At 39.7% G+C, this 26,372-nt stretch carries 18 protein-coding genes; 10 read left to right on the top strand and 8 right to left on the bottom strand.

Annotated features, from left to right (window positions below; genetic code table 11):
- The first annotated feature begins 10 nt into the window (after positions 1–10).
- The 6 genes from CJ263_RS00370 (at position 11) to CJ263_RS00345 (ending at position 11,312) form a co-directional block, all read left to right on the top strand.
- Complete coding sequence (locus CJ263_RS00370; RefSeq protein ID WP_094995442.1) at positions 11–1,357, top strand: M24 family metallopeptidase; 1,347 nt, start codon at positions 11–13, stop codon at positions 1,355–1,357.
- A 30-nt stretch (positions 1,358–1,387) separates the two neighbouring features.
- Positions 1,388–4,036, top strand: a complete 2,649-nt coding sequence (locus tag CJ263_RS00365) for a carboxypeptidase-like regulatory domain-containing protein (protein WP_094995441.1) — start codon at positions 1,388–1,390, stop codon at positions 4,034–4,036.
- Between the two features lie 253 nt (positions 4,037–4,289).
- A complete protein-coding gene (locus tag CJ263_RS00360) occupies positions 4,290–6,032 on the top strand; it encodes a carboxypeptidase-like regulatory domain-containing protein (protein ID WP_094995440.1) in 1,743 nt (580 codons plus the stop codon).
- A 10-nt stretch (positions 6,033–6,042) separates the two neighbouring features.
- Positions 6,043–7,164, top strand: a complete 1,122-nt coding sequence (locus tag CJ263_RS00355) for a carboxypeptidase-like regulatory domain-containing protein (protein WP_094995439.1) — start codon at positions 6,043–6,045, stop codon at positions 7,162–7,164.
- Between the two features lie 333 nt (positions 7,165–7,497).
- On the top strand, positions 7,498–9,240 hold the full coding sequence (locus CJ263_RS00350; protein WP_094995438.1) for a tetratricopeptide repeat protein: 1,743 nt from the start codon (positions 7,498–7,500) through the stop codon (positions 9,238–9,240).
- A gap of 326 nt (positions 9,241–9,566) precedes the next feature.
- Positions 9,567–11,312 carry a carboxypeptidase-like regulatory domain-containing protein gene (locus CJ263_RS00345; protein ID WP_094995437.1) on the top strand — a complete coding sequence of 582 codons (1,746 nt, stop codon included), beginning with the start codon at positions 9,567–9,569 and terminating at the stop codon, positions 11,310–11,312.
- On the opposite strand, the gene CJ263_RS00340 is transcribed toward CJ263_RS00345, so the two are convergent.
- Positions 11,309–12,937, bottom strand: coding sequence for an acyl-CoA carboxylase subunit beta (locus CJ263_RS00340; protein WP_094999037.1), 1,629 nt, complete (start codon positions 12,935–12,937; stop codon positions 11,309–11,311). The genes CJ263_RS00345 and CJ263_RS00340 overlap by 4 nt on opposite strands.
- A gap of 73 nt (positions 12,938–13,010) precedes the next feature.
- Here CJ263_RS00340 and CJ263_RS00335 point away from each other — a divergent pair, with 73 nt between their 5' ends.
- From CJ263_RS00335 to ettA, 3 genes are all read left to right on the top strand, one after another.
- Positions 13,011–13,985 (top strand): Gfo/Idh/MocA family protein, encoded by a 975-nt coding sequence (locus tag CJ263_RS00335; RefSeq protein WP_094995436.1) that lies wholly within the window; start codon positions 13,011–13,013, stop codon positions 13,983–13,985.
- A 73-nt stretch (positions 13,986–14,058) separates the two neighbouring features.
- Positions 14,059–14,241: a CAL67264 family membrane protein gene (locus tag CJ263_RS00330; protein ID WP_094995435.1), complete on the top strand. Its 183-nt coding sequence runs from the start codon at positions 14,059–14,061 to the stop codon at positions 14,239–14,241.
- Between the two features lie 145 nt (positions 14,242–14,386).
- On the top strand, positions 14,387–16,078 hold the full coding sequence (gene ettA, locus CJ263_RS00325; protein ID WP_094995434.1) for an energy-dependent translational throttle protein EttA: 1,692 nt from the start codon (positions 14,387–14,389) through the stop codon (positions 16,076–16,078).
- 124 nt (positions 16,079–16,202) lie between these two features.
- On the opposite strand, the gene CJ263_RS00320 is transcribed toward ettA, so the two are convergent.
- The 4 genes from CJ263_RS00320 to CJ263_RS00305 form a co-directional block, all read right to left on the bottom strand.
- A complete protein-coding gene (locus CJ263_RS00320) occupies positions 16,203–17,588 on the bottom strand; it encodes a M16 family metallopeptidase (RefSeq protein WP_094995433.1) in 1,386 nt (461 codons plus the stop codon).
- Complete coding sequence (locus CJ263_RS00315) at positions 17,588–18,985, bottom strand: M16 family metallopeptidase (RefSeq protein WP_094999036.1); 1,398 nt, start codon at positions 18,983–18,985, stop codon at positions 17,588–17,590. Before CJ263_RS00315 ends, CJ263_RS00320 begins: the two co-directional genes overlap by 1 nt.
- A gap of 78 nt (positions 18,986–19,063) precedes the next feature.
- Positions 19,064–19,720, bottom strand: coding sequence for an MBL fold metallo-hydrolase (locus CJ263_RS00310; RefSeq protein ID WP_308423218.1), 657 nt, complete (start codon positions 19,718–19,720; stop codon positions 19,064–19,066).
- Positions 19,721–19,895: 175 nt separating this feature from the next.
- Positions 19,896–20,354: a GNAT family N-acetyltransferase gene (locus tag CJ263_RS00305; protein ID WP_094995431.1), complete on the bottom strand. Its 459-nt coding sequence runs from the start codon at positions 20,352–20,354 to the stop codon at positions 19,896–19,898.
- Positions 20,355–20,523: 169 nt separating this feature from the next.
- On the opposite strand from CJ263_RS00305, the gene CJ263_RS00300 reads away from it, so the two are divergent.
- Complete coding sequence (locus tag CJ263_RS00300) at positions 20,524–21,411, top strand: hypothetical protein (protein WP_094995430.1); 888 nt, start codon at positions 20,524–20,526, stop codon at positions 21,409–21,411.
- A 69-nt stretch (positions 21,412–21,480) separates the two neighbouring features.
- On the opposite strand, the gene fumC is transcribed toward CJ263_RS00300, so the two are convergent.
- The 3 genes from fumC to CJ263_RS00280 all read right to left on the bottom strand — a co-directional run bounded on the left by fumC (position 21,481) and on the right by CJ263_RS00280 (position 26,289).
- On the bottom strand, positions 21,481–22,878 hold the full coding sequence (gene fumC / locus CJ263_RS00295; RefSeq protein ID WP_094995429.1) for a class II fumarate hydratase: 1,398 nt from the start codon (positions 22,876–22,878) through the stop codon (positions 21,481–21,483).
- 374 nt (positions 22,879–23,252) lie between these two features.
- Positions 23,253–25,775, bottom strand: coding sequence for an outer membrane beta-barrel family protein (locus CJ263_RS00285; protein ID WP_094995427.1), 2,523 nt, complete (start codon positions 25,773–25,775; stop codon positions 23,253–23,255).
- A gap of 4 nt (positions 25,776–25,779) precedes the next feature.
- Positions 25,780–26,289, bottom strand: coding sequence for a hypothetical protein (locus CJ263_RS00280; protein ID WP_094995426.1), 510 nt, complete (start codon positions 26,287–26,289; stop codon positions 25,780–25,782).
- Positions 26,290–26,372 lie beyond the last annotated feature (83 nt).

The raw sequence follows: 26,372 nt of genomic DNA, 5'->3' as shown, positions 1-26,372 counted from the left end.
AATTACTAATATGAGAAGAACTTTATTCTTTTTGATCTTATGCTTCGCATTTAATCTTAATGCACAAAGAATTTTAAATGAACAAGAACGTGCAAAAGTTGTAGATGAAATCCTTGATGACCGTTTCAATAACCTTTTGCCAAAACTCATGGATGCCGCGAACATCGATATGTGGGTAGTGATATCCAGGGAATATAATGAGGACCCGGTCCTGCGCACCATGTTACCAGCCACCTGGTTGAATGCAAGAAGAAGGACTATTCTTTTATTTTATAGGGACAAGAGCAAGAACACTATTGAAAAATTGGCAGTAGCTCGTTACAACGTGGGAAAAAATATTGAATCAGCTTGGGAAAAGGAAAAGCAACCGGACCAGTGGAAACGATTGATGGAGTTGATTTCGGAAAGAAACCCAAAGCGAATTGGGCTCAACTATTCCAAGGACCATAACATTGCAGACGGATTGGATAAAACCGATTATGATGCCTTTATGGCCAATTTACCCAAAAAATTCACTTCAAAAGTAGTATCCGCGGAACAATTGGCCGTTCGATGGATAGAGACTAGGACGGAGCGTGAAATGGTAATCTACAATCAATTGGTGGATATTACTCATGACATCATTGCCGAGGCCTTCTCTGAAAAAGTGATTACTCCAGGCATAACCACGACTTCCGATGTGGTCTGGTGGATGCGCCAAAAGGTTACGGATTTAGGTTTGGAAACATGGTTTCATCCTACGGTAGATGTACAACGTAGTAGTGCTGACCAGAATTCTGAATTTTATTCGTTTTCTGATAAACCTGACGAGATGGTCATCCTTCCTGGCGATTTGCTGCATTGTGATTTTGGGATCACGTATCTGCGTTTGAATACGGATTGTCAAGAATTGGCTTATGTTTTGAAGCCTGAAGAAAAGAAAGCTCCGGATTTTTTGGTAAACGGACTTAAAGATGGGAATAAAGTACAGGATTTCTTGACCAGTAATATGATTGTCGGAAGGACGGGAAATGAGATACTTGCGAAATCACTTGCCGAAGCAAAGGCGGCTGGATTAAGGCCTTCCATTTATACACATCCGCTTGGAATGTACGGACATTCCGCCGGCACCACCATAGGTATGTGGGATAGTCAAGGAGGAGTTATGAAAGACGATGGTGAAAACTACCCCTTAAACCCGAATACGGTGTATGCCATTGAATTGAACACTACGGTTACAATTCCTCAGTGGGAGCGGGACATTCGAATCATGTTGGAGGAAGCGGGCTTTTATGGTCAAGATGGTTTTAGGTATGTGAATGGCAGGCAAACAGAATTGTTGTTGATTCCCAGGGTAAAAGGGCATCAGGGGAATTAGAGGTTTCTGAAAATTATTTATTTTGAGGGCATGAAACGGAAATTCGAAATTAGCCGAAAACTATGGGCCTTGACATTGCTTGTCATAATGTTCCATGGAATCATTATCGGTCAAACCGTTATAAAGGGAACCGTAACGGATGCGGACACGGGACTTCCTTTGCCCTATGTGAACATAGGCTTTATAGAACGTGGCCTTGGAATCGTATCTGAGGAAGATGGCACTTTTAACTTTTCATTTGATTCAACTTTACTAACAGAGAATGATACCCTAAAAATATCCTCTCTTGCCTACAAGGAATATAGAATACCATTTACGGAGGTACTAAGGTTGCCTAAATTTTTTGAAGTAAAATTGGAACCGGAAATCATTAGTTTAAATGAGGTAGTTTTAACCGCAGATAAAAGGAAAAGAAGGAACAAGACCGAAAAAATGGTTGGATATTCTAATGTGGGAAAGTCAAAGATTGGTTCTTGGGAGGGAAAAGGAGCACTTGGAGGTGAACTAGTCACTAAAATCTATGTTTCCAAAAAGGAACGACAGCTGAATACCTTTTACTTTTATATTTTGGAAAACAAGTCAGATAGTCTGTTAGTGCGCATTAATATCTATGATGGTAAAACTATAGTCCCTGAACGTAAACTTATCTCAAAGAATATTTTTTATACCATAAAGACAAAAAAAGGAAAGGTAGGGGTAGATTTAAGGCCATACAATATTATCGTACATGATGATTTTAGTATTGGTATAGAGCTTATCAAAAGCTATGGTAATGAACATGGACTTATAGTTGCAGGGGACGATAGGCCAGGGGTCTCCTTTCGAAGGTATGCAAGTCAGGGGAATTGGAAAAGGCATCCAAAAGATGCCTTGACATATTTTTTAAGTACTTCATTATTGGAAGAATCAGAAGATGAAGAGGATGTAGTATTGTTAGAGGAAAACTTAGTATCTAACTATTCTAGTGAGCAATTACTACAAGGTATGGGTAGGAATATTGGTATGGTTAGTGGGTTTGTGTTTAAAGAAGGCGAAAAGGTGCGGGGGGTAAAAGTTCAAAATCTATTATCGAAAGAGGTAACCACTACTGATGAGAGCGGTAGATATACCATAAAGGCCAAAGTTGGGGACCAATTGGAATTCTCCTATCCTCCTATGCAAAGTGAGCTTAGAACCGTATTGGAAACAACTTTTGCCATTAACGTAGCACTTGAGGAACAGGTCTTTGAATTGGAAGAAGTTACTGTAACTAGTTCTGGAAAGAAAAAAAGAACACAAGAAGAATTGTTTAGGGATTATGATGTGGATAAAGACATTATAAAAACATCCTTTGGTATCTATAGTAAGGAGTCCCAAGGGTATGACATGCAAATTTTGGATGAGAGTGAATTTTCAACAGGGGCGAAAAATGGGGCGACAAACCTTGTGAATTTAATAAGAGGTCAAATTACCGGTTTTGCAACTAGGGACAATGAATTATTTGGAGGCACTATTGATATCTATTTGAGACAATCAGGTTCTACCAATCGAAAACCTGCCGTTTATGAGGTTGATGGGCATATAGTACCTAATTTTCCCAATTTTATAGATGTGTCTCAAGTGAAACGTATTGCGGTACTTTCTGGCATGGCCGCGGTAGCAAAATATGGGTCCATAGGTAACGCAGGTGTAATAATTATAAATACGAAGTCTGGGAACTTTTTGCCTACAAATGGTAATGCTAAAATTAAAAAACCAGAGATGGTAAAGGCCATTAGCGAAGAGGAGGCACGGCGCAATTGGCCAGATTTTTTAAAGGAAATCTATGCTTCCAAAAATATTGAAGAGGCCCAGACAATATACAATACGTATGAACCGAAGTATGGAACCAATGCCAATTTTAATATTGATGCTTTAAACTACTTCTTGGAATTTTGGAAAGAGGAGAGCTTTACAGACCAATTATTAAACAAAAGTATGGTTATGTTTAAAAGTGATGGCACCTATCTTAAGTCCTTGGCCTTTTTGCTGGATAAGTATATCGGTAGTGAGCTAGCTGTTGAGATTTATAAAAAACTATTTGTTTTGAAATCGAATTCTCCGCAATCGTATAGAGATTTGGCCCATGCCTATAGCTCGAACGGTATGGAGGCAAGGGGTAAGAATTTGTATGCTAAGTACTATAATTTAAACAAGGAGGGCTATTTTTCAAAACCGCCCGAAGCCTTACAGCAGGTTGTCAATACTGAGGTTAAAACACTATTGGACATAAAGGAATCTGAAGTGGATATTCCCCTTTCAAATCTAATGAATGTGGATGAAGACAGAATTAGGATTCTTTTGGAATGGAATGATGATACGGCTGAATTGGACTTTCAATTTATAGACAACAACAATTTGCTAAGTTTATGGGCCAACGCAAATGATGGAAAATTGGGCGAAAGTCTAGTGTCAAAAGGATATACCAGTAAGGATTTCTTTATCTATGGGGATAACGGTACGTGGAAAATTAATTGCCTTTATAAAGGGAACAGGTCTGGGTTGGCTACCTATTTAAAAATCACTGTAAGTACGGATTATGGAACCGAAAGTCAAAAAGACGCCATACATATTTTTAGGATGGATATTAAGAATGTCAATCGTGAACTTTTGGAAATCCCATTAGGGTCCATCAACAAGTCTGAAAAACTAGGATATTAGTTTTTTTCAATGGATGCCAAAGGGAACTTTTGCTTACTCCAAAATTAAAGGGGCATCACCTATATTAAATCTTTCATAGCGTTTCTGAAACTTTTAATGTACTACTTGAGGATAAACGACAGTTTAAATTAATAGTAACACTATTAGAAACAATAAAAATACTGTTAAATACTTATTAATACATGAATCATTTCTTTGGACATATCATTTTATTGCGTAACTTCTTACATGATAAACACTAAATCAACCGGTTATGAAAAAGTTGTTGTTTCTATTGATTGTTCTTCCATTGGCTTCAATGGCACAAGAAGATGGTTTGAAAACAATCAAGGGAACGGTCAGCGACAATTCCGCACCCATGCCCAATGTTGCCGTATCTACGTCGCTTACGAATAATAAGGAGGTTACGGATTCCAATGGAGAGTATTCCATAGAGGCCGAAGTAGGGGAGACCATTACCTTTACCTATATGGGCATGGAACCCGTAGAAATTAGGGTAGAGGAAGTGACCCGTTTTCTAAACATTACCATGTATCCCAAGACGGAACGGTTGGACGAGGTTACGGTGACCGAACGGGCAAGAAAATTAAAATCTCAGAGGGAGCTTGAGGCGGAGTATACAACCAATAAGCGTTTGATCAGGACCGCTTATGGAATTATGGATACGGATATGGCCTCTGGGAGTATCAATATGTTAAATGAAGACCAAATTACACCCTTTGCGTCTTGTTTTTTAGAGGTTCTTAGGTCTCGATTTCCGGGTATTACGGTTACAGGCGATTGTTTCAATGGCGGAAATGTTTGGGTCCGCACAGCAACTTCTTTAATATTAAGGAGACCGGCCATTTATGACGTTGATGGTCAAATCTTAACCAATCCCCCTATTTGGCTAAATGTTACTTCAATTAAAAGACTGGCTGTCTTAAAAGGTTTTGGTTCGACGGCAAAATATGGTATGCAGGGGTTTGGAGGAGTAGTGGTAATCAATACGCTTTCCGGTCCCCAATACGATAAGGACCAGGTAGATCTGGCGAGATTGCGCAACAATTTTTACGACAACGGTGCGGTACCCCAACAAAAGCTTATGGAAGGGGCCCCGGATTACCTTACGGAGCTCCATGCGAGTACGACCGTGAAGGAAGCGCAAAAGGTCTTTCAAGATTACCTACCCAAATACTCTGGGTCTTTTTATTATTTGGTGGACAGTTACCGCTATTTTATGGGTCGAAAAAACGAAACATTTGCGGAAGGTCTGATCCGGGAGAATTTTGGCCGTTTTAACGATAATCCCGTGGCCCTCAAGTCCCTTGCCTATGTTTACGAGAGTTTTCAGGAATATGAAAAGGTCCATGAGCTGTACAAGGAAATCTTTATCCTAAGACCCAATTATGGCCAGTCCTATTTAGATCTGGCAAATAGCTACAGGCAGATCGGGGATTACCAAAAAGCACTGGATCTGTACACGCGCTATGAATATCTTTTGGAAAACGGTTTTATGAGCGATGAGCGAGGGGAATTTTCAAACTTGATGAATTGGGAAATGAACAACCTTATAGCCCTTGAAGGCGGCAACCTGATGTCCAAGAAGAATCTACGTAAATATGCCCTGGAGGATGACTTTAAGGGTACAAGGCTCGTGTTCGAATGGGCGGATAGCGAGGCGGAGTTCGAGCTACAATTCGTGCATCCCGATAACCAATATTTCAAATGGAACCATACATTAAAGGATAACTCCGAGCGAATATACGATGAAAAAAAAGTGGGGTATTCCGTTACGGAGCAATTGATATATGATTCCTTTGAGGGATCCTGGCAGGTAAATGTAAATTATCTTGGTAATAAAAGTTTGACCCCTACCTACCTAAAAGCGACCATTTACCATAATTATGGCAAACCGTCCCAGACTGCGGAAATCAAGGTATTCAAGTTGATGACCAAGAACGTGAACCAACAGTTGTTCACTGTGTCCAATAGAACAAACTTGGTTTCTAATTAAGCCTGTATTTATGAAAAAGTGGCTTTTTCTTTTGTTCGTTCTTCCATTGGTTTCAATGGCACAACAAGAGGTTACAGGTATAATAATTGACAAAAAAACTAAGGAAACCATACCTTTCGTAAACATCGGGGTTTTAAAAAAAGGAGTTGGAACAACATCTGATGAATCAGGTAATTTCAATTTTATGATCCCTAAGGAAATATCCCAATCTGAAATTGTCCAGATTTCATCGTTAGGCTATCAAACCGTTAAAATTCCCATATCGCAACTTACCAATGGAGTTGATGGGCAATCTATTATATCTATGAGTCCTGAAAATATTGTATTAAACGAAGTTGAGGTTTATGGAAATGATTTGGTTCAGGTTTCTGATTATATAGGTTATAGAAATTATAGTCCTGATAATTTTGGTTATTGGAAAGATAATATGGCCTTGGGCGCTGAAATGGCCACAAGAATTGTCACTGATAAGGAAAAAAGAAAATTAATATCATTGGAATTTGAAGTTTTGGCCAACCCTTCAGATAGTTTGCTTTTACGTGTAAACGTTTATAGGGATGGTGATATTCCAGGTGCAAATCTCAATGGTTCCCAAAAAAATATTCTTCATACCTTGAAAAAACATGAGCTGATTGTAAAGGTTGATTTAGAACCTTATGAAATTTATGTAAGTGATGATTTTTTTGTTTCATTGGAACTTGTTCAACAGTATGATAAGAATCCTGTTGCTCTTGTATTGGCGGCGTCTAGCAATAATCAGGGGTCATATATAAGATACGCAAGTCAAGATGGTTGGGAAAAAATTTCAGATTTGAATATGGCCTTTTATTTAGAAACTGCACTTTTGGTTACGCAAAAGGAAGCTGCCAAACGAGAAAAGAGACTTGACAAAAAAGAAAGGGAACTTAAAATGTTATCAGGATTTACTATATATGATAGACAGATGATTTCCAATGTTAATGTCTATAATAAAAGAACAAAGGAAATGACGATTTCCGACCAAACTGGCCGATATCAGATTCATGCAAAGAAAAACGACATCATATTTTTTACGAAACCTGGTTTTGAAAATACTGCATTGAAAATCAATGATCAGCAATTTGCCAATGCCCTTATGCACCGTGCGGATTAATTAGGTTGTGCTAAACCTGCAACCTTCATATTAAATGGCTTTTCAATAGGTGCATGGTTGGCAGCAAATCCACCAATAAATGTCCAGGAGCTCTTAAAAATCGAAATTGGGTGCCGTTAAAAGGAAGATTAAGACTCTTCATTATTTGTAAATTATTGAATTGTTCTACGTATCAATCCATTTATTACGTAACTTTCTACTAAGTAGACAATAAATCAATCGTTAATGAGATAAGTCATTCCGAATCTTTATATCTAGATTATCATTGGCGAATTAGATACTCGTGCTATGCGAAGTCGAAGCATGACCGTTATAAATAATAAATATTAACAGATGAAAAAGTTACTACTAGTATTATTGGTCCTTCCATTGGCTTCAATGGCACAAGAAGATGGTTTGAAAACAATCAAGGGAACGGTCAGCGACAATTCCGAACCCATGCCCAATGTTGTCGTATCTACGTCGCTTACGAATAATAAGGAGGTAACGGATTCCAATGGAGAGTATTCCATAGAGGCCGAAGTAGGGGAGACCATTACCTTTACCTATATGGGCATGGAACCCGTGGAAATTAGGGTAGAGGAAGTGACCCGTTTTCTAAACATTACCATGTATCCCAAGACGGAACGGTTGGACGAGGTTACGGTGACCGAACGGGCAAGAAAATTAAAATCGCAGAGGGAGCTTGAGGCGGAGTATACAACCAATAAGCGTTTAATCAGGACCGCTTATGGAATTATAAATCCTGATATAGGAGCAGCAAATATATATATGCTTACCGAGGACCAAATTATTCCTACAGGATCTTGCGTATTAGAGTTGCTTAGATATAGAATTCCGGGTGTCATAGTTCGTGGAGATTGTCTCAATGGTGGAGCAATTTGGATGCGTATAACTACTTCTTTTTCAAGTCCTAGACCAGCCATTTATGACGTTGATGGTCAAATCTTTACCGAAGCCCCTATTTGGCTAAATGATACTATGATCAAAAGACTGGCTGTCTTAAAAAGTTTTAGTTCGCTAGTAAAATATGGAATGGAAGCATTTGGAGGGGTAGTGGTAATCAATACAATTCCAGGTCCCCAATACGATAAGGACCAGGTAGATCTGGCAAGATTGAACAACAATTTTTACGACAACGGTGCGGTACCCCAACAAAAGCTTATGGAAGGGGCACCGGATTACCTTACGGAGCTCCATGCGAGTACGACCGTGGGGGAAGCGCAAAAGGTCTTTCAAGATTACCTACCCAAATACTCGGGGTCTTTTTATTATTTGGTGGACAGTTACCGCTATTTTATGGATCGAAAAAACGAAACATTTGCGGAAGGTCTGATCCGGGAGAATTTTGGCCGTTTTAACGATAATCCCGTGGCCCTCAAGTCCCTTGCCTATGTTTACGAGAGTTTTCAGGAATATGAAAAGGCACATGAGCTGTACAAGGAAGTTTTCATACTACGGCCAAACTATGGCCAGTCCTATTTGGATCTGGCAAATAGCTACAGGCAGATCGGGGATTACCAAAAAGCGGTGGGCCTTTACACGCGCTTTGATTACCTTTTGGAAAGCGGGTTTGTGGGCGATGAGCGAGGGGAATTTTCAAACTTGATGAATTGGGAAATGAACAACCTTATAGCCCTTAGGGGCGGTTATCTGATGTCAAAGAAAAATCTACGTAAATATGCCCTGGATGATGACTTTAAGGGTACAAGGCTCGTGTTCGAATGGGCGGATAGCGAGGCGGAGTTCGAGCTACAATTCGTGCATCCCGATAACCAATATTTCAAATGGAACCATACATTAAAGGATAACGCGGAGCAAATATACGATGAAAAGAAAGTGGGGTATTCCGTTACCGAGCAATTGATATATGATTCCTTTGAGGGGGATTGGAAGGTGAACGTAAATTATCTTGGTAATAAAAGTTTGACCCCTACCTACCTAAAAGCGACGATTTACCATAATTATGGCAAACCGTCCCAGACTGCGGAAATCAAGGTATTCAAGTTGATGACCAAGAACGTCAATCAGCATTTATTCAATGTGTTCAATAATGCAGAATTAGTTTCCAACTAAACTTGTAAACCCCTATGCTAAATGGTATCTAAATAGGTGCATGATTGGCAGCTTCGATGCCCCATTGAAATCCCCAACAAATGTTCAGGAGCACTTTCAAATCGAAATTAGGTGCCGTTAAAAGGAAGATTAAGACTTTTCATTATTTGTAAATTATTGAATTGTTCTGCGTATCAATCCTTTTATTGCATAACTTTAATACACTAAATCAATCGGTTATGAAATAAGTCATTCCGAATCTTTATGTCGAGATTATCATTGGCGAATTAGATACTTGTGCTATGCGAAGTCGAAGCATGGCCGTTATAAATAATAAATAATAACAGATGAAAAAGTTACTACTAGTATTATTGGTTCTTCCATTGATATCTCTTGCACAACAAACGGGTTTGAAAACAATCAAGGGAACGGTAAGAGACAATTCGGCACCCATGTCCGATGTGGCTGTTTCTACATCCATTACATTCAATACGGCAATTACGGATGCTAAGGGAAGTTTTAGTATCGAGGCACAAAAAGGCGAAACGATCATCTTCTCTCACATTGGCATGCAAAGTGTAGAAATCTTGGTAGAGGACATTACCCGTATTCTCAACATCACCATGTATCCAAAAACCGAACAATTGGACGAGGTTACTGTGACCAAACAAACACGTAGGTTAAAATCCCAGAAAGAGCTTGAGAAGGAGTATGATACCAACAAGTTTTTGATAAGGACTACTCATGGAATTATGGATTCAGAAAGTTCAGGAATCGTTGAAAGAGTTCTAACAAAAGATCAGCTCATGCCCGTTGATGCTTGCATTTTAGAACTACTTAAGTCTAGGTTTCCTGGAGTTTTGGTCAAAGGAGATTGCATAACTGGTGATGGGGCCGTTTTTACCCGAGGATCGTCTTCCTTTTTGCAAGGTAATAGTGCTATTTTTGATATTGACGGTCAAGTTTTTACCAATATTCCTATGTGGCTAAGTGCATTTTCTATAAAAAGAATGTCTATTCTTGTTGGTTCAAGTGCTACGTCCAAATATGGGATGCCAGGATCAAACGGTGTAGTAGTTATCAATACCCTATCAGCTCCGAAATACGATAAGGACCTGGTAGATCAGTCAAAGCTGCGCAATAATTTTTACGACAACAGCGCGGTTACCCAACAAAAGCTTATGGAAGGGGCCCCGGATTACCTTAAGGAGCTTTATGCCAGTAAAAATGCAGAGGAAGCGGAAGCGGTCTTTCAAAATTATCTGTACAATTATTCAGGGTCATTTTATTATTTGATAGATAGTTACCGTTATTTTATGGAGCTAAAAAACAAAAAATTCGCTGAAAGCCTGGTTGAACAACATTTTGACCGTTTTAACAATAATCCGTTGGCTCTTAAGTCCTTGGCCTACGTTTATGACAGTTTTCAGGAATATGAAAAGGCCAACGAACTCTACTTGGATGTTTTTGTTTTAAGGCCCAATTATGGCCAGTCCTATTTCGATTTGGCGGAAAGCTACAGGCAGATCGGGGATTACCAAAAAGCACTGGATCTGTACACGCGCTATGAATATCTTTTGGAAAGTGGTTTTATGAGCGATGAACAGGGAACGTTTTCCAATTTAATGGGGTTGGAAATGAACAACCTAATCGCCCTTGAAGGCGGCAACCTGATGTCGAAGAAAAATCTACGTAAATATGCCATGGAGGATGACTTTAAGGGTACGAGGCTCGTGTTCGAATGGGCAGATAGCGAGGCGGAGTTCGAGCTACAATTTGTGCATCCCGAGAACCAATATTTCAAATGGAACCATACATTAACGGATAATGCCGAGCGAATATACGATGAAAAGAAAGTGGGGTATTCCGTTACCGAGCAATTGATATATGATTCCTTTGAGGGATCCTGGCAGGTAAATGTAAATTATCTTGGTAATAAAAGTTTGACCCCTACCTACCTAAAGGCGACTATATACCATAATTATGGCAAAGCGTCCCAGACTGCGGAAATCAAGGTATTCAAGTTGATGACCAAGAACGTGAACCAACAGTTGTTCACGGTGTCCAATGGAACAAACTTGGTTTCCAATTAAACCTGCAACACCCCCATATTGAAAGGTTTTTCAATGGGTGCATGATTGGCGGCCTCAATGCCCATGGAAATCCATTTTCTAGTATCTTTTGGGTCTATAACCGCATCGGTCCAAAGTCGGGAAGCTGCATAATAGGGCGAAACCTGATTGTCATACCGCTGTTTTATTTTATCAAAGAGTTCCTTTTCTTTTTTCTCGGTTATGGTCTCGCCTTTCTTTTTTAAAGAGGCCGTTTCAATTTGTAAAAGTACCTTGGCAGCCGAGTTACCACTCATTACGGCCAGTTCTGCACTGGGCCAAGCAACAATCAATCTGGGGTCATAGGCCTTGCCGCACATAGCGTAATTACCGGCACCGTAACTATTTCCAATAACCACCGTGAATTTGGGAACGACGGAATTACTAACGGCATTTACCATTTTGGCCCCATCTTTAATAATCCCTCCATGTTCGCTTTTACTACCCACCATAAATCCTGTAACATCCTGTAGGAAGACCAAAGGGATTTTTTTCTGATTACAATTGGCAATGAATCGGGTGGCCTTATCCGCCGAATCGGAATAAATGACCCCGCCAAATTGCATTTCACCCTTTTTTGTTTTTACTACTTTTCTCTGATTTGCAACGATACCCACGGCCCACCCGTCAATTCGGGCATACCCTGTTATTATGGTCTGTCCATAACCATCTTTATAAGGTTCAAATTCAGAATCGTCCACCAATCTTTTGATGATTTCCATCATATCATATTGCTCGGTTCTTGAACCGGGTAGTATTCCATAGATATCTTCAGGATTCTCTTTTGGCTTTATCACTTTGGAACGATTGAATCCGGCAACGGGAAATTCCCCGATTTTATCCATAATGTTCTTTATGGTATCCAAGGCATCTTTATCGTCTTTCGATTTGTAATCCGTAACACCACTTATCTCACAATGGGTAGTAGCTCCTCCCAACGTTTCATTATCGATGCTTTCCCCTATGGCAGCTTTCACCAAATAACTTCCAGCTAGGAAAATACTACCTGTTTTGTCCACTATAAGTGCCTCGTCGCTCATGATGGGCAAATAGGCTCCACCGGCTACGCAGCTTCCCATGACAGCTGAAATCTGGGTGATGCCCATACTGCTCATAATGGCATTGTTCCTAAAAATTCGGCCAAAATGCTCCTTATCGGGAAAAATCTCATCCTGCATGGGTAGATAGACCCCTGCACTATCCACCAAGTATATAATTGGAAGTTTATTCTCTATGGCAATTTCTTGTGCCCTTAAATTTTTCTTTGCCGTAATGGGAAACCATGCTCCCGCTTTCACGGTAGCATCATTGGCGACTACAATACAAAGCCTTTTTTTAACATACCCGATTTTAACGACTACGCCCCCAGATGGGCAACCACCATGTTCCTCGTACATACCGTCCCCTACGAAAGCTCCAATCTCCAATTGCTCGGATTTTGGGTCAAGAAGATAATCTATACGTTCCCTGGCCGTCAACTTTCCTTGATCGTGCTGTTTGGCGATTTTTTCCTTGCCACCACCAAGATGCACCTGCGCGAGCTTTTTACGTAATTCGGATAAAAGCAGTTTGTTTTTGTCTTCGTTTTGATTGAATTTTAAATCCATTCTGTCCAATTTCATTTCCTAGGCTAAAGATAAGGAGTTAAATTTGGGTAAACTCTAAACAAAATATAAAACTATGGTTAGATGGGGAATAGTAGGAGCCGGTAAAATAGCGCACACTTTTTCAAAGGATTTAGAATTGGTTTCAGGTGGCAAACTAATGGCCGTAGGTTCAAGGAGTCTGGATAAAGCCCAGGAATTTGCGGATGTCTACAGGGCTCCCCATGCCTTTGGAAGTTATGGGGAATTGTTTGAAAGCGATACCGTAGATGTCGTCTACATTGCTACTCCACATACTGGCCATGTATCCTTGACCATACAAGCCTTGAAAGCGGGGAAGCACGTACTGTGTGAAAAACCTATGGGAGTCAACAAAGACGAGGTGGAAAGGATGATTCAGACGGCTAAAGAGAACAAGGTTTTTTTAATGGAAGCCCTCTGGTCCAGATTTAATCCTACGATAACAGCGGTGAAAAATTTAATCGACTCTGGGGAAATTGGAGAAGTAGGCCACTTGTATTCCGACTTTGCATTTTATGCCTTGGATAGGGAGGAGGATGGTCGATTATTGAATCCGGATTTGGCTGGGGGATCGCTTTTGGATATAGGTATCTATCCCATTTTTCTTTCTTATTTATTCTTAGGAATGCCTTCGGATATTATGGCTAAGGTGCATTTCCATGAAACCGGTGTGGAGAAACAATGCAGTATGATCTTTGATTATCCAAATGCCCAAGCACTGCTGTATAGCGGACTTACTTCGAATACCGATATGCGCAGTGAGATTTCGGGAAGTGCCGGAAGTATCTTTATTAACCCTAGGTGGCATGAGGCTACAAGTTATACCTTGGTCAAGGGCAACGAATCCACAACTGTTGAACTGTCTAAAATTGGTAAGGGATATGGACATGAGATTGAAGAGGTACATCAATGTTTGGCAGCAGGAAAATTGGAGAGCGACCTATGGAGCCATCAGAATAGTTTGGATTTAATTTACTTGATGGATTCCATTCGATCAAAAACGGGTATAAAATTTCCGTTTGAGCAATAATAATCCCGCGTAAAATTGGAAGTACGTCTTAAAAATTGCGATATTTGAAGTTCGCTAAAAACTTAAGGAAGAGATGGGAATGAATAAGAACACTGTTTTGGCATGGGCCACGTTTATCATGATTTTGGTTGGGTTGCTTTTAATTGGACTAGGGGCTTTTAGATATGATGAGGTAGCTGGATGGGGATTTGCTTCGGTAGGTATCGGTTTTTTTGCTATCGCATGGGTGTTCAATGCACTGAAAGGTAGGGTTTAATTCTAACCGCTAAGGGTTATTAAGGTAAAGGAAAAAGTTCAGAGTTATTGTATCTCTTCGCTAAAGGCTAAAGGCTAAAGGCTAGTCACAGAATATTATTCACTAACCAATCATTCAAATCACTAACTACTAATTACTATTTTCTATGTCAGACGATAAGAAGGTCATTTTTTCAATGTCCGGAGTCACTAAGACCTTTAAAACGGCTAATACCCCCGTTCTAAAGGATATTTATCTAAGTTTTTTTTATGGTGCCAAAATTGGTATTCTTGGACTTAATGGTTCGGGTAAATCTACCTTGTTAAAAATCATTGCGGGAGTAGATAAAAATTTTCAGGGTGATGTAGTTTTCTCCCCGGGATATAACGTGGGGTATTTGGAGCAGGAACCTGAATTGGATGAAAGTAAGACGGTTTTGGAAGTCGTAAAAGAAGGCGTTTCGGAAACCGTGGCGATTCTGGACGAGTATAACAAAATCAACGATATGTTCGGGCTTCCAGAAGTCTATGAGGATGCGGACAAGATGCAGAGGTTGATGGACAAGCAGGCCACTCTTCAGGATAAAATTGATGCTTCCAACGCATGGGAATTGGATACCAAATTGGAAATAGCCATGGATGCCTTGCGAACCCCAGAAGGTGATAAAAAGATATCGGTATTATCCGGAGGAGAAAGACGAAGAGTAGCCCTTTGTCGCTTGTTGCTTCAAGAACCTGAAATTTTACTTCTGGATGAGCCTACCAACCATTTGGATGCGGAATCCGTACATTGGTTGGAGCATCATTTGGCACAATACAAGGGAACGGTAATCGCCGTAACCCATGACAGATATTTCTTGGATAATGTTGCTGGTTGGATCTTGGAATTGAATAGGGGAGAGGGTATACCTTGGAAGGGCAATTATTCTTCATGGTTAGATCAAAAATCAAAACGATTGGCCCAAGAAAACAAAACGGCATCCAAGCGTCAAAAGACCCTGGAACGTGAGTTGGAATGGGTAAGGCAAGGTGTTAAGGGAAGACAGACCAAACAAAAGGCCCGACTTAAAAATTATGACAAGTTGATGAGCCAGGATCAAAAACAACTGGACGAAAAGCTGGAAATCTATATTCCCAACGGACCACGTTTGGGAACCAATGTCATTGAAGCCAAAGGTGTCAGCAAAGCCTTTGGCGATAAATTGCTATATGAGAATTTGAACTTTAAATTACCTCAGGCGGGTATCGTAGGTATTATTGGACCTAACGGAGCCGGTAAGACCACAGTTTTCAGAATGATCATGGGTGAGGAAACTCCCGATAAAGGAGAGTTCATTGTCGGCGATACAGCAAAGATTGCCTATGTGGACCAGAGTCATTCCAATATCGACCCTGAAAAGACCATTTGGCAGAACTTCAGCGACGAGCAGGAACTGATTATGATGGGCGGTAGACAGGTGAATTCTCGTGCATATTTGAGTCGATTCAACTTTTCTGGAAGTGAGCAGAACAAAAAGGTGAGTATGTTGTCTGGAGGGGAACGAAACCGCTTGCATTTGGCTATGACCTTGAAAGAGGAAGGAAACGTATTGCTTTTGGATGAGCCAACGAACGATTTGGATGTTAATACCCTTAGGGCGCTGGAAGAAGGTTTAGAAAATTTTGCGGGTTGTGCTGTTGTTATATCGCACGATAGGTGGTTCCTAGATCGTATATGCACCCATATATTGGCCTTTGAAGGGGATTCTGAGGTGTATTTCTTTGAGGGATCGTTCTCAGATTATGAGGAGAACAAGAAAAAACGACTTGGGGGTGATTTGATGCCCAAACGTATCAAATATAAAAAATTGATTAGATAAAACCCTCATCGAGAGATTTTTGGGAATTATTTAATTGTCTTCCCAAAAAAAATTACGGGAAAAGAGTTGACCTAAAGTCGAATAAAAAATGGGGCGAAAATTTTCGCCCCATTTTATTGTCATTTTACTGCTTTAAAGGTTTTTGAACCGTTTCCATGACTTGGTCCTGTATCTTGGCCTTATCTCCCACAACTATTAAGGTCATGTTTTCCGGCTTAATATACTTTTGAGTCATTTCCTGGACTTTTTCAGGTGTAATGGCGTGCATGTTTTTCACCTTATTGGTAAGGAAGGATTCATCCAAATCGTGGGTGTCCAAAAATATCAACTGACCTATGATGCCATTAGGGGTTGAGTTTTGTAGCACGTATATTCCCGATTCATAATTAATGATACCATCCAATTCTTCTTGGGTAGGTGGTTCTTCTTGTAAGCGCTTGATTTCCTTCTGGATTTCTGCTAAGGAGGCACCTGTGTGTTCCGTGGTGACATCTGCAGATTCATACCAAACGCCGCTCTTATAGTTGGTGTCCAAACTACTGTAGGGTGAATAGGTATATCCCTTGTCCTCTCTAATATTACTGGTAATCCTGGAGGCAAAAGAACCTCCCAATATAGAATTGGTTACGTCCAGAGCTATATAATCATCATCTGATGGACCTACGGTGGGCAACCCATAATAGATAGTGGATTGTGGAGCATCAGGACGGTCTATAATTTTGATTTCACTGGACGTCATGGGTTCAGCAACGTTGTATTCTGCCTCTGTACCCTTTTTCCAATCGCCCAAGGAATTTTCAACGGCAGTTTTAACGGCGTTGCTATCAAAATTTCCAGCGACATAAACCGTGGTCCTTAAAGCTCCAAAATGACCGTCATAAAAAGCTTTGATGTCCTCTACGGTATAGGAATCTATCATCTCATCCGTAGGATAGACTCTTCCATAGGGATGGTCCGGATAAATGGTTGCATAAAAGTCTCTACTGGCCTGTGCTTGCGGGCGAGATAACCTGACGGATAAATCACGCTTCATATTATCTTTTAATCGTCCTAATTCTGATTCTGGGAATTTCGGATTTTTAAGGACATCTGCCATGACCTTAATAGCTTCGGGAGCGAATTCATAAAGTACGGAACTGCTAATGGAGGAGGTATGAAGGCCGACACCTATGTTCAGGTTTCCTCCCATACCGGCCATCTCATCGGCAATTTGTTTGCTTGTTTTTGTAGTGCTTCCTTCTTCCAATAGGTCGGCCAAAAGATCCGCCAACCAGACTTGGTTCTCGTTTTCGTCAATATTCCCTGTCTTTACACTAAAACGAATAGTTGCTTTCGGAATTGAACCATAAGGAATCATGACCAAAGTGAGTCCGTTGTCAAACGAAACTATTTCCTTTTCCGGTAGTGCGAAATTCTTTGGCTCTCCCCCTTTTGGTGGCATTTCTTTTTCTTGTGCCGAAATTCCAATGGAAGAACATAGGACGATTATGTATAAAATAAAGTGTTTCATCAGGATTGAGTTTTATCGTTTTCTGCCAAAAGTGGATTAACCGTTAAAACGGTTCTGTTTGTTTTCGTAAGGTATTCGTCGATAGTTTTTTTGACGATTTCCGGGGTGATTTTCTTAAAGGAGTCTTCCAAAGTGTTTATCCTTGCAGGATTATCATCAAACAATGCAAAGGAGGCCAATAAATCTGCCCTTCCCAATCCAAATGTTCCACCAATGTCGTCATACAATTGTGATCTAATTTTTACGATGGCCTGGTCGATCATTTTTTGATCAACAGAATCCTTTAACCCGTTCATGACTTCATCAATAGCGCTTAAGATTTCTTCTTGCGATGTGTCCGTGTCATACGTTAAATCATACATCCAAACCATTGGACCTTGGTAGTTGAACATATTGCCCAAATAATTTATTCCTCCGCTTACGTTCGAAGTAAATCCCTTTTCCTTTTCCAGCTTTTGGGCCAACAGACTGTTATCCCCCTGAACCAGTATCTGGTCCAAAAGCCCCATGGCAAAGTACTCCTTTGAGTTCCTCTCCGGCATATGATAGGCCAAGGCTATAGCAGGTTTGTTTGCCAAAGGATCATCCTTTACAAATGATTTTTCCTCAGTTTGTTTGGGTTCTGAAATATCCGGTTTTTCGGGTAGTTCAGAAGATGGGATATTCCCAAAATACTTTTGTATCCAGGCTTTTGTTTCTTCCATGTCAAAATCCCCCACAACCGATAGTGCAGCGTTGTTAGGAGCATAATAGGTTTTAAAGAAACTGGTCACATCCTCTAAACTAGCGGCATCCAAATCTTCCAGGTCACCATAAAAGTTATGCGCATTATACCAATTTGTGTTGGCATATTGGGGCATATCCAACCAAGGGAACCCCCCATAAGGCTGGTTAAGCACGTTCACTTTTACTTCGTTCTTAACTACACCTTGTTGGTTGGTTAAGTTATCCTGCGTGATGTCCAGTCCCCGCATGCGATCGGCTTCGGCCCAAAGCATGGTCTCCAGTTTATGGGAGGGGACAATCTCAAAATAATTCGTAAAATCAAATCGGGTAGAACCATTCAGGACACCGCCGTTCTCCTGTACCAGCTTAATGAATTCCATTTTCCCCATATTCTGTGAACCTTGGAACATCATGTGCTCAAATAAATGGGCAAAACCGGTACGGTCCTTAGGTTCTATCCTGAACCCGATATTGTAGTAAACGGCAACAATGGCCGTGGGCGAAGTTTTGTCTTGGGACAGAATAACCTTGAGCCCATTGTCCAAGGTATAATATTCCACAGGCACCTTAAACTGGGCTACCTCTTCACTTTCTTTTTCCGTTTTGTCCCCGCAGCCTATTGCGGTAAGAAGAACAACCGAAAGAAAAAGCATGCTAGTTTTTAATTTCATGTAGTTTTGATTTTTTTTGTTTTTGAAGGTTTTACACTTTGTAAGACTTATTTTTATTGGCATTGTTACATTTTTGGCTCAATAATCTGCATTGGGGTACCAATCCAGCAAAACAACTTCTATTTCTGGATTTCCTTCATTGACCAATTTCTTGAATTTTTCCACATCGCTTACATCTGGCCTACCTCTGTAATGATAGGGATAAACTTGGGCAGGTTTAAAATCAAGTACTGCAGAAGCAGCGCTTTCTACAGTCATGGTATATGGCAGGTTCATACAAACAAAAGCCTTATCTATATTCTGAAGATTTCTCATTTCTGGAATGTCCTCAGTGTCACCAGAAAAATAAACCCTTTGGTCTCCCAAGTTAAGCACGTACCCATTTCCTCTTCCCTTTACATGAAAATCCTTAGCTTCCTCCCTCAAGTTATACATAGGGATAGCCTCAATTTTAATTCCTTTAATTTCCGTGTTTTCCCTATTGTTTAAAATTTTCAATTGGGAGTTGAACACTTCGGGTAATTGATCGGCTACGGCTTGCGGAACTACAATGGTAACATCCTCTGTATTCAGCTCTTGTAAGGTTTCTACATTGAGGTGATCTCCGTGAATGTCAGTAATTAGAATTAAATCGGGGTCATCTTGACCTTCAAAGGCCTTTGCTCCTTCTGTAGGATCTACATATACGGTAATGTCTCCCCACTGCAATACAGCTGTTGCATGTTCTATGGGCACAACATTTAACTTATTATCTAATACAGGGGGTGGAGGCGGGGGTGGAATGTTTGCTTCGGAATTGTACGATGGGACAGAATCAACATCTTTATTTTTATTGTCTTTACATGAAAACAAAAGAGTTACCGAAAAAAATAATATTACAAGTAAATTTCTATTATTCATATTTATGATTTTAAAGTATTAGTTCCATTTTTATATCGGATCGTGCATATGGCGAATTATTTTCCAGAATCACCTCCTTAAATCCGTATTTTTTGTAAATGTGAATAGCCGTATCCAACTTGGTGCTTGAGTACAATTCGATTTTTTTCCAACGGTTCCTTTTTCCAAAATCAATAGCGTGGACAAGCATTTGTTGACCGATTTTTAAGCCTTGAAAATTTTCATTGACGGCCATCTTACCAAGCTCGAATATTCCACCTTTTCGTTTAATCAGTGCATAGCAACTTACTGGCTCTTTGTGCCATAATCCTATAAAAATATATCCGCCTTTTTGAAGGATATGTTTTTCACTTTCATCGAGCAATTCAAAATCTTTATCTTCCACATAAAAAAAACGTTTTAGCCAAGCTATATTTAAGTCCTTAAAAACTTCCTTGTACTTTGCTTTGAACCCCACTATTTTCAACATGTTTATTAGGATTGGCCAACCCTTAAAAATATAAAAACAAGTTAGGCTTTAAATGGTGATTTAAAATAATTTAACATTAAAAAATCTAAAATCGAGTTCTATACGTATATAGAATGATACAAACAAACGCTTAAGTTGAAAATCAACAAGATTAATTAAATATTACATTATGACTGAAACAAAAAACAACAATGGATTGAAGGTCTTAGCGGCATTACTGGGAGTTGTGCTTCTAGGAACTATTATTTACACTGTTAGTCTTTATCAGGATAAGAAAAAGACAGAAACCGTTCTTACCAAAGAGAAAGAATTGGTTGTTGAAGATTTGAATAGCTTAAAATCAGAATACGACAAGGCTATTTTGGAAAGCAATGCTACCAATGAAGAATTGGTTTCTGCTAGGGACAATATTGCAAAATATATTGATTCCGTAAAAACGATGAAGGCAGATATTTCTGCATTGTCAAGATATAGAAGACAGGTAGGTGTGCTTAAGGCGGAAAGAGAGCAGTTGTTAAAGCAGGTTGATTCTTTGACGCGTTCTAACACTATGATTGCCATGCAACGTGACAGTACTTACGTGGAATTGGAAAAGCAAACTGTTTTTAATGATTCTTTGGTTGTACAGAATACCCAGTTGGCAGATGCTGTTGCCAAAGGTTCTGCACTGAACCTTTCAAAGTTTAATGTTGACGCCGTAAAAGAGCGTAATAGTGGTAAGTTGGTTTCTACACAGAGAGCTAGGGCTACTGATAAATTTAAAATCTGTTTCACGGTTGCGGATAACGTAATTGCCCAAGCAGGTGATAGGGAGTTTTATTTGGAAGTATTGGACCCACAAGGAAATGTGATGGGTGAGAGTTTCTCTAAAACTAATGAAGAAGGAGCCTCTATTACTTACAGTAAGGCTACTGAATTCTATTATGAAAATAAGGCCTTGGATGTTTGCGATTATATAAATAAGCCAGGAAATGATTTCCAAGATGGAAATTACATGGTCAATGTTTATGACGACCAACTTAAATTATTGGGAACTTCCAAGTTCACCTTGAAATAATAACACTATCCATTAAATATAAAAGGGCGGTCTATATTGGACCGCCCTTTTTATTTTTAGGTGCTATATTTATTTTAGGCTTCCTACCATATCTTCAGGTTTTACCCATTCGTCATATTCCTCTGCCGTTACATAACCCAAGTTAATAGCCTCCTCTTTTAGGGTTGTTCCATTCTTATGGGCCGTATTGGCAATTTCGGCAGCTTTATAATACCCGATTTTGGTATTCAAAGCCGTTACCAACATCAAGGAATTGTTCAATAATTGTTTTATAACCTCACGGTTAGGTTCTATACCTGCGGCACAGTGCTCTTCAAAACTTTTACAAGCATCACCAAGCAATTGAGCTGATTGTAGAATATTGGCCGCCATTAAAGGCTTAAATACGTTAAGTTCATAATGTCCTTGTGTACCCCCTACAGAAATGGCTACATCGTTACCCATCACTTGGGCACAGACCATGGTCAAGGCCTCACATTGGGTTGGATTTACCTTTCCGGGCATAATGGAACTACCGGGTTCGTTGGCAGGAATAATGATTTCTCCAATTCCTGAACGTGGTCCGGAAGCCATCATTCGAATATCATTGGCGATTTTGTTCAAGGAAACGGCCAATTGTTTTAATGCCCCATGACTTTCTACTATGGCATCATGTGCTGCCAGAGCCTCGAACTTGTTGTGCGCAGTCTTAAAGGGTAATCCTGTGAAATTGGCAATATATTTTGCCACGAGCACATCATATCCTTCAGGAGTATTTAAACCTGTCCCTACGGCGGTTCCACCCAAAGCCAACTCGTTAAGATGGTCCAGCGTATTGTTTAAAGCCTTAAGTCCATGGTCTAACTGGGAGACATATCCGGAGAATTCCTGTCCCAAGGTTAGGGGAGTGGCATCCATTAAATGGGTACGGCCTATTTTTACAACATCCTTGAACTCCTTCGCTTTTTGATCCAGGGTATCCCTTAATTGTTTGACTCCCGGAATAGTAGTTTCTACAATTTTTTTATAAGCTGCAATATGCATTCCCGTTGGAAACGTATCGTTAGAAGATTGGGACTTGTTAACATCGTCGTTCGGTTGAATGGTTTTTTCTCCTTCACCAATGACCTTACCTGCAATTTCATGGGCCCTATTGGCAATAACTTCATTGACATTCATATTACTTTGGGTTCCCGATCCAGTTTGCCATATGACCAAAGGAAATTGGTCATCATGTTTACCGGATAAAATCTCATCACAGACCTGAGCAATCAAATCCCTTTTGGATTCCGATAGTACGCCAAGTTCACAGTTAGCATAGGCCGCCGATTTTTTTAAATAAGCGAAACCATAAACAATATCGAGCGGCATGGAGGCCGATGGGCCGATTTTAAAATTATTTCTAGAGCGTTCCGTTTGTGCGCCCCAATACTTTTCTTTGGGCACTTTTACCTCACCCATAGTATCTTTCTCTATTCTATAACTCATGATGTTAAATTTTTAGATTAACAAATTTAGGGGTTTGCCTTATTTTTTAAACTTCTAAGGGGCTTAAATATTTTTTTAATTTTGATTTGCAAAATGTATGTTTTTCGGACTATCTTTGAAGCGTAAAAATTAAAATTATGTTCGAGTTTGACCAATATTTAGGATTTTTAGCTTTTTTGACCATTCTTACCATAGGTTTTTGGTTAATGATTTTCTTATTAACTTTTGTAGTTCCGTATTGGTTATTTGGTAACATTAGAGAACTCTTAAAGGAAAGACGAGAAAAGAAAAGGGCTGCTAGGCAAGCTTAAAATATATAGACTAAAAAAAGGGGAAGCATTTGCTTCCCCTTTTTTATTTGTGATGGTATCTTTTTAGAAACCTTCTTCCTCATCCTCGTCATCATTTCTCTGAGGTCTTCCTCTTTTCTTTTGTTCGTTGATACGGTACATGAAAGAAACGGTAATTTGACGCACCCTCCATTGAAATTCACTATCCGAAGTGAAAAAGGGAGTTTCCGTATACGACCTTCTTTTAAATGTGTTGAAGAGGTCACGGACATTTAATGAAATCGTTCCGTTATCTTTTAGGATATCTTTACTAAAGGCAAGGTTGAGACCGTACATGGACTTCGATTTGGTCTGAGCGTTGGCCCTTGGTCCCATATAGAAGAAATTGGTCTGCCAGTCTATTTTTGCCGGCAGGGTTATTTTGGAATTAAATCTAGCGAACCAGCTAGTATTTGTAGTTCCTAATTCCTGACCATTAAAACTACCCTCCGATTTAAATTGGAAAATATTAAAACTTCCGGTAAACCTCATTTTTCTGTTGGGGTTGTACATGAGGCTACTTTCTGCACCAATCCTAATGTTGGTAGCTAGATTAAATGGAATGGATCTTATGATTTCAATACCGTCAGATGTAAATAAACCCGTGCTTTCCTGTACCCGTTCAAAAGAATTTGTTTCATTTTGATAGTAGATGGAAGACGTAAGTGTGGTCTTGTCCCATCGCTTCAAATATCCAATATCAAAAGTATTCGAATAAGCAGGGTCCAAATCTGGATTTCCTTGGTTAACATTGGTTCTACTGGTCAGGGAAGGAAAGGGGTTTAAGAACCAACCTCTGGGTCTGTTAATCCGTCGGTTATAACCTAAGGTGATATTTTCACGTTCCGCAATTTCATATGTTAAGTTTGCGGTAGGAAAGAGACCCAAATAATTTTTCTTGAAATTAAGGTCTATCTCACCGGCAAATTCCTGAAGAAAGTCACTTTCCGAATTAAGAATACCTGTTAACCTTGTGTTTTCTAACCGAAGCCCTGTCAAAAAAGAGAACTTTTTACCCAATTTACTACCATATTGAGTGTAAAAGGCATTAACATCTTGATAAAAAGTGAAATCATTGGATAAATCAATATTAGGAACAAAGACCCCCGATGTAATTTCAAAATCTTCTACGCTGTAGGTGTTTGTTTCTTCCTCAAAATTTCCTCGGTATCCTATCTCAAACTGGGAATCTTCGCCAATGGGCAGTACATAATCCACCTGTAGCAGAATGTCGTTTTGCTTTTGGGTCTCATTAAGGTTCTGCCTAGAGATTAAATCGTTAGTAGGTATGGTAATACTCTCATCATAAAGTGTGAATTGGTCTTCGTCTCCTTCTGAATATTGAAAGGCACCAGTAAGTTCCTCACCTTCATTATCGAATTTGTTTTGATAATTCAATGAGAATTGCCAGTTTTTGTCATCTTCGTTTTCAACTTCCTTCCTAAAGGTTTCATTGTCCAATGTACTTTTATAACGCTCGGAAACAATGTTCGTAATGTCCGTACCATCCGAAATACGCTTAAAAAAAGTACCGGTCACCGATGAGGTTTCGTTGAAGAAATATTCTGCACCTAAATTTAGGTTGTAGCCCTCATTGTTCCTTTCATAATCCCTATCCTCAATTATTCTTGAAAATTCAGGTTCTGTTATAATTGTGTTTCCTCCATCATCCGTTGAGGTTCTTGAAAAATAATTATTATCAAAAAAGGCATTTCCTGGGCCTGTCCTTTTTCTATAGCCAACGGTAGTAAAGAAATTAAATTTATCCGTTCTCAAATTGGCATTGACCGTAGCACCTGCATTGGTGGGATGACCGGCATAAACGTTTACTGAACCATTAAAACCAAGTGTTTTTTCACGCTTTAAAATGATGTTTAGAATACCCGCAGTACCCTCGGCATCATATCTGGCGGAAGGACTTGTAATCACCTCTACTTTTTCAATGGCATCTGCTGGCAATTGTCTAAGGGCATCCGTGGAACCAAACCCTGCTAGGGCAGAAGGTTTTCCGTTGATGAGTATTCTAACATTTTCATTACCTCTAAGGCTAATGGCCCCATCGACATCCACATTTACCGATGGTACATTGTTTAGTGCATCGCTTACCGTGGCTCCGCTTATGGTGAGATCTTTTCCTATATTATAGATTTTTTTATCGAGTCTTACTTCTACGGTCGTACGTTCACCAACAACGTCCACTTCGTTTAGTTGGGCTACGTCCAAGGCCAATTTTATTGTTCCTAAGTCGGTGGATTTTGTGAATGTCTGGTTGGGTAATTGTTTCGTTTTATAGGAGATGTATTCTATACGAGCATTATATTTTCCAGGGGCGGTTTCAACTGAAAATTTACCATCAATATCTGTTATTCCACCAGTTACTTTATCTGGATTATCTATGCTTTGAAGAACTAAAGTGGCATATTCCAAGGGTTGATTGGTCTCTTGGTCCAATACGATACCCGAGATTGTTACAGGGGCTGAACCGTTCCCTGGTCCTCCTTCTGGTCTTTGACTTAAAATGGGTTGTAAAGTAAATAAAAGTAGGAGTAACGGGAAAAGTTTTCTCATAGGTTTAGTTTTTGTTCTTCTTTTTTTTCTTTTTTTCTTTTTTGTTCTTCTTTAAAGTCTTGGCTACCCCATTTTTTTGGAGTTCTACAAAGGCTTCGTATTTTTCCAAAGGAAGACTCGACTTTAGTTCTTCGTCTTGCCTAAGTGTTATATTTTCATATACTTCACGCATTTTTTCTGGCGGAAGTTTTAAAATCTGGGCCTCGATTCTTTCTTGAACGTACTTTTTCAATATTGAACTTAGTATTGCAGTTTCAAATTCGTTGAGTTGCAATGCTTCGGTAATGGAGGGCATCTCACCATCCACCAACTCTTCAGCAGTTTTAGGTTCTTCTTCCTTTGGTGTTTCCTGTACTTGTGGTATGGCACTTCTTTGACGGCCATATCCGTACCCCCTTCCATATCCGTAACCGCCATATCCATAGCCATATTGGCTAAAGGCTTCGGTCCCGGCAAAAAGAAAAAGGGTCATTAGAAATACGCTGAAACGATTCAATTTTATAGTACTTTTCATAGTATTAGATTGTAAAATTGGACTTAGGTTTAAACGGCTTTGGTTAATTATTTGTTAATGATTGGACCATCCATTAGGATTAA

The sequence above is a fragment of the Maribacter cobaltidurans genome (genome assembly GCF_002269385.1).
GTDB lineage: Bacteria > Bacteroidota > Bacteroidia > Flavobacteriales > Flavobacteriaceae > Maribacter > Maribacter cobaltidurans.
The sequence above is the reverse complement of the archived record's forward strand: the minus strand, read 5'-3'. Positions and strand labels throughout refer to the sequence as shown.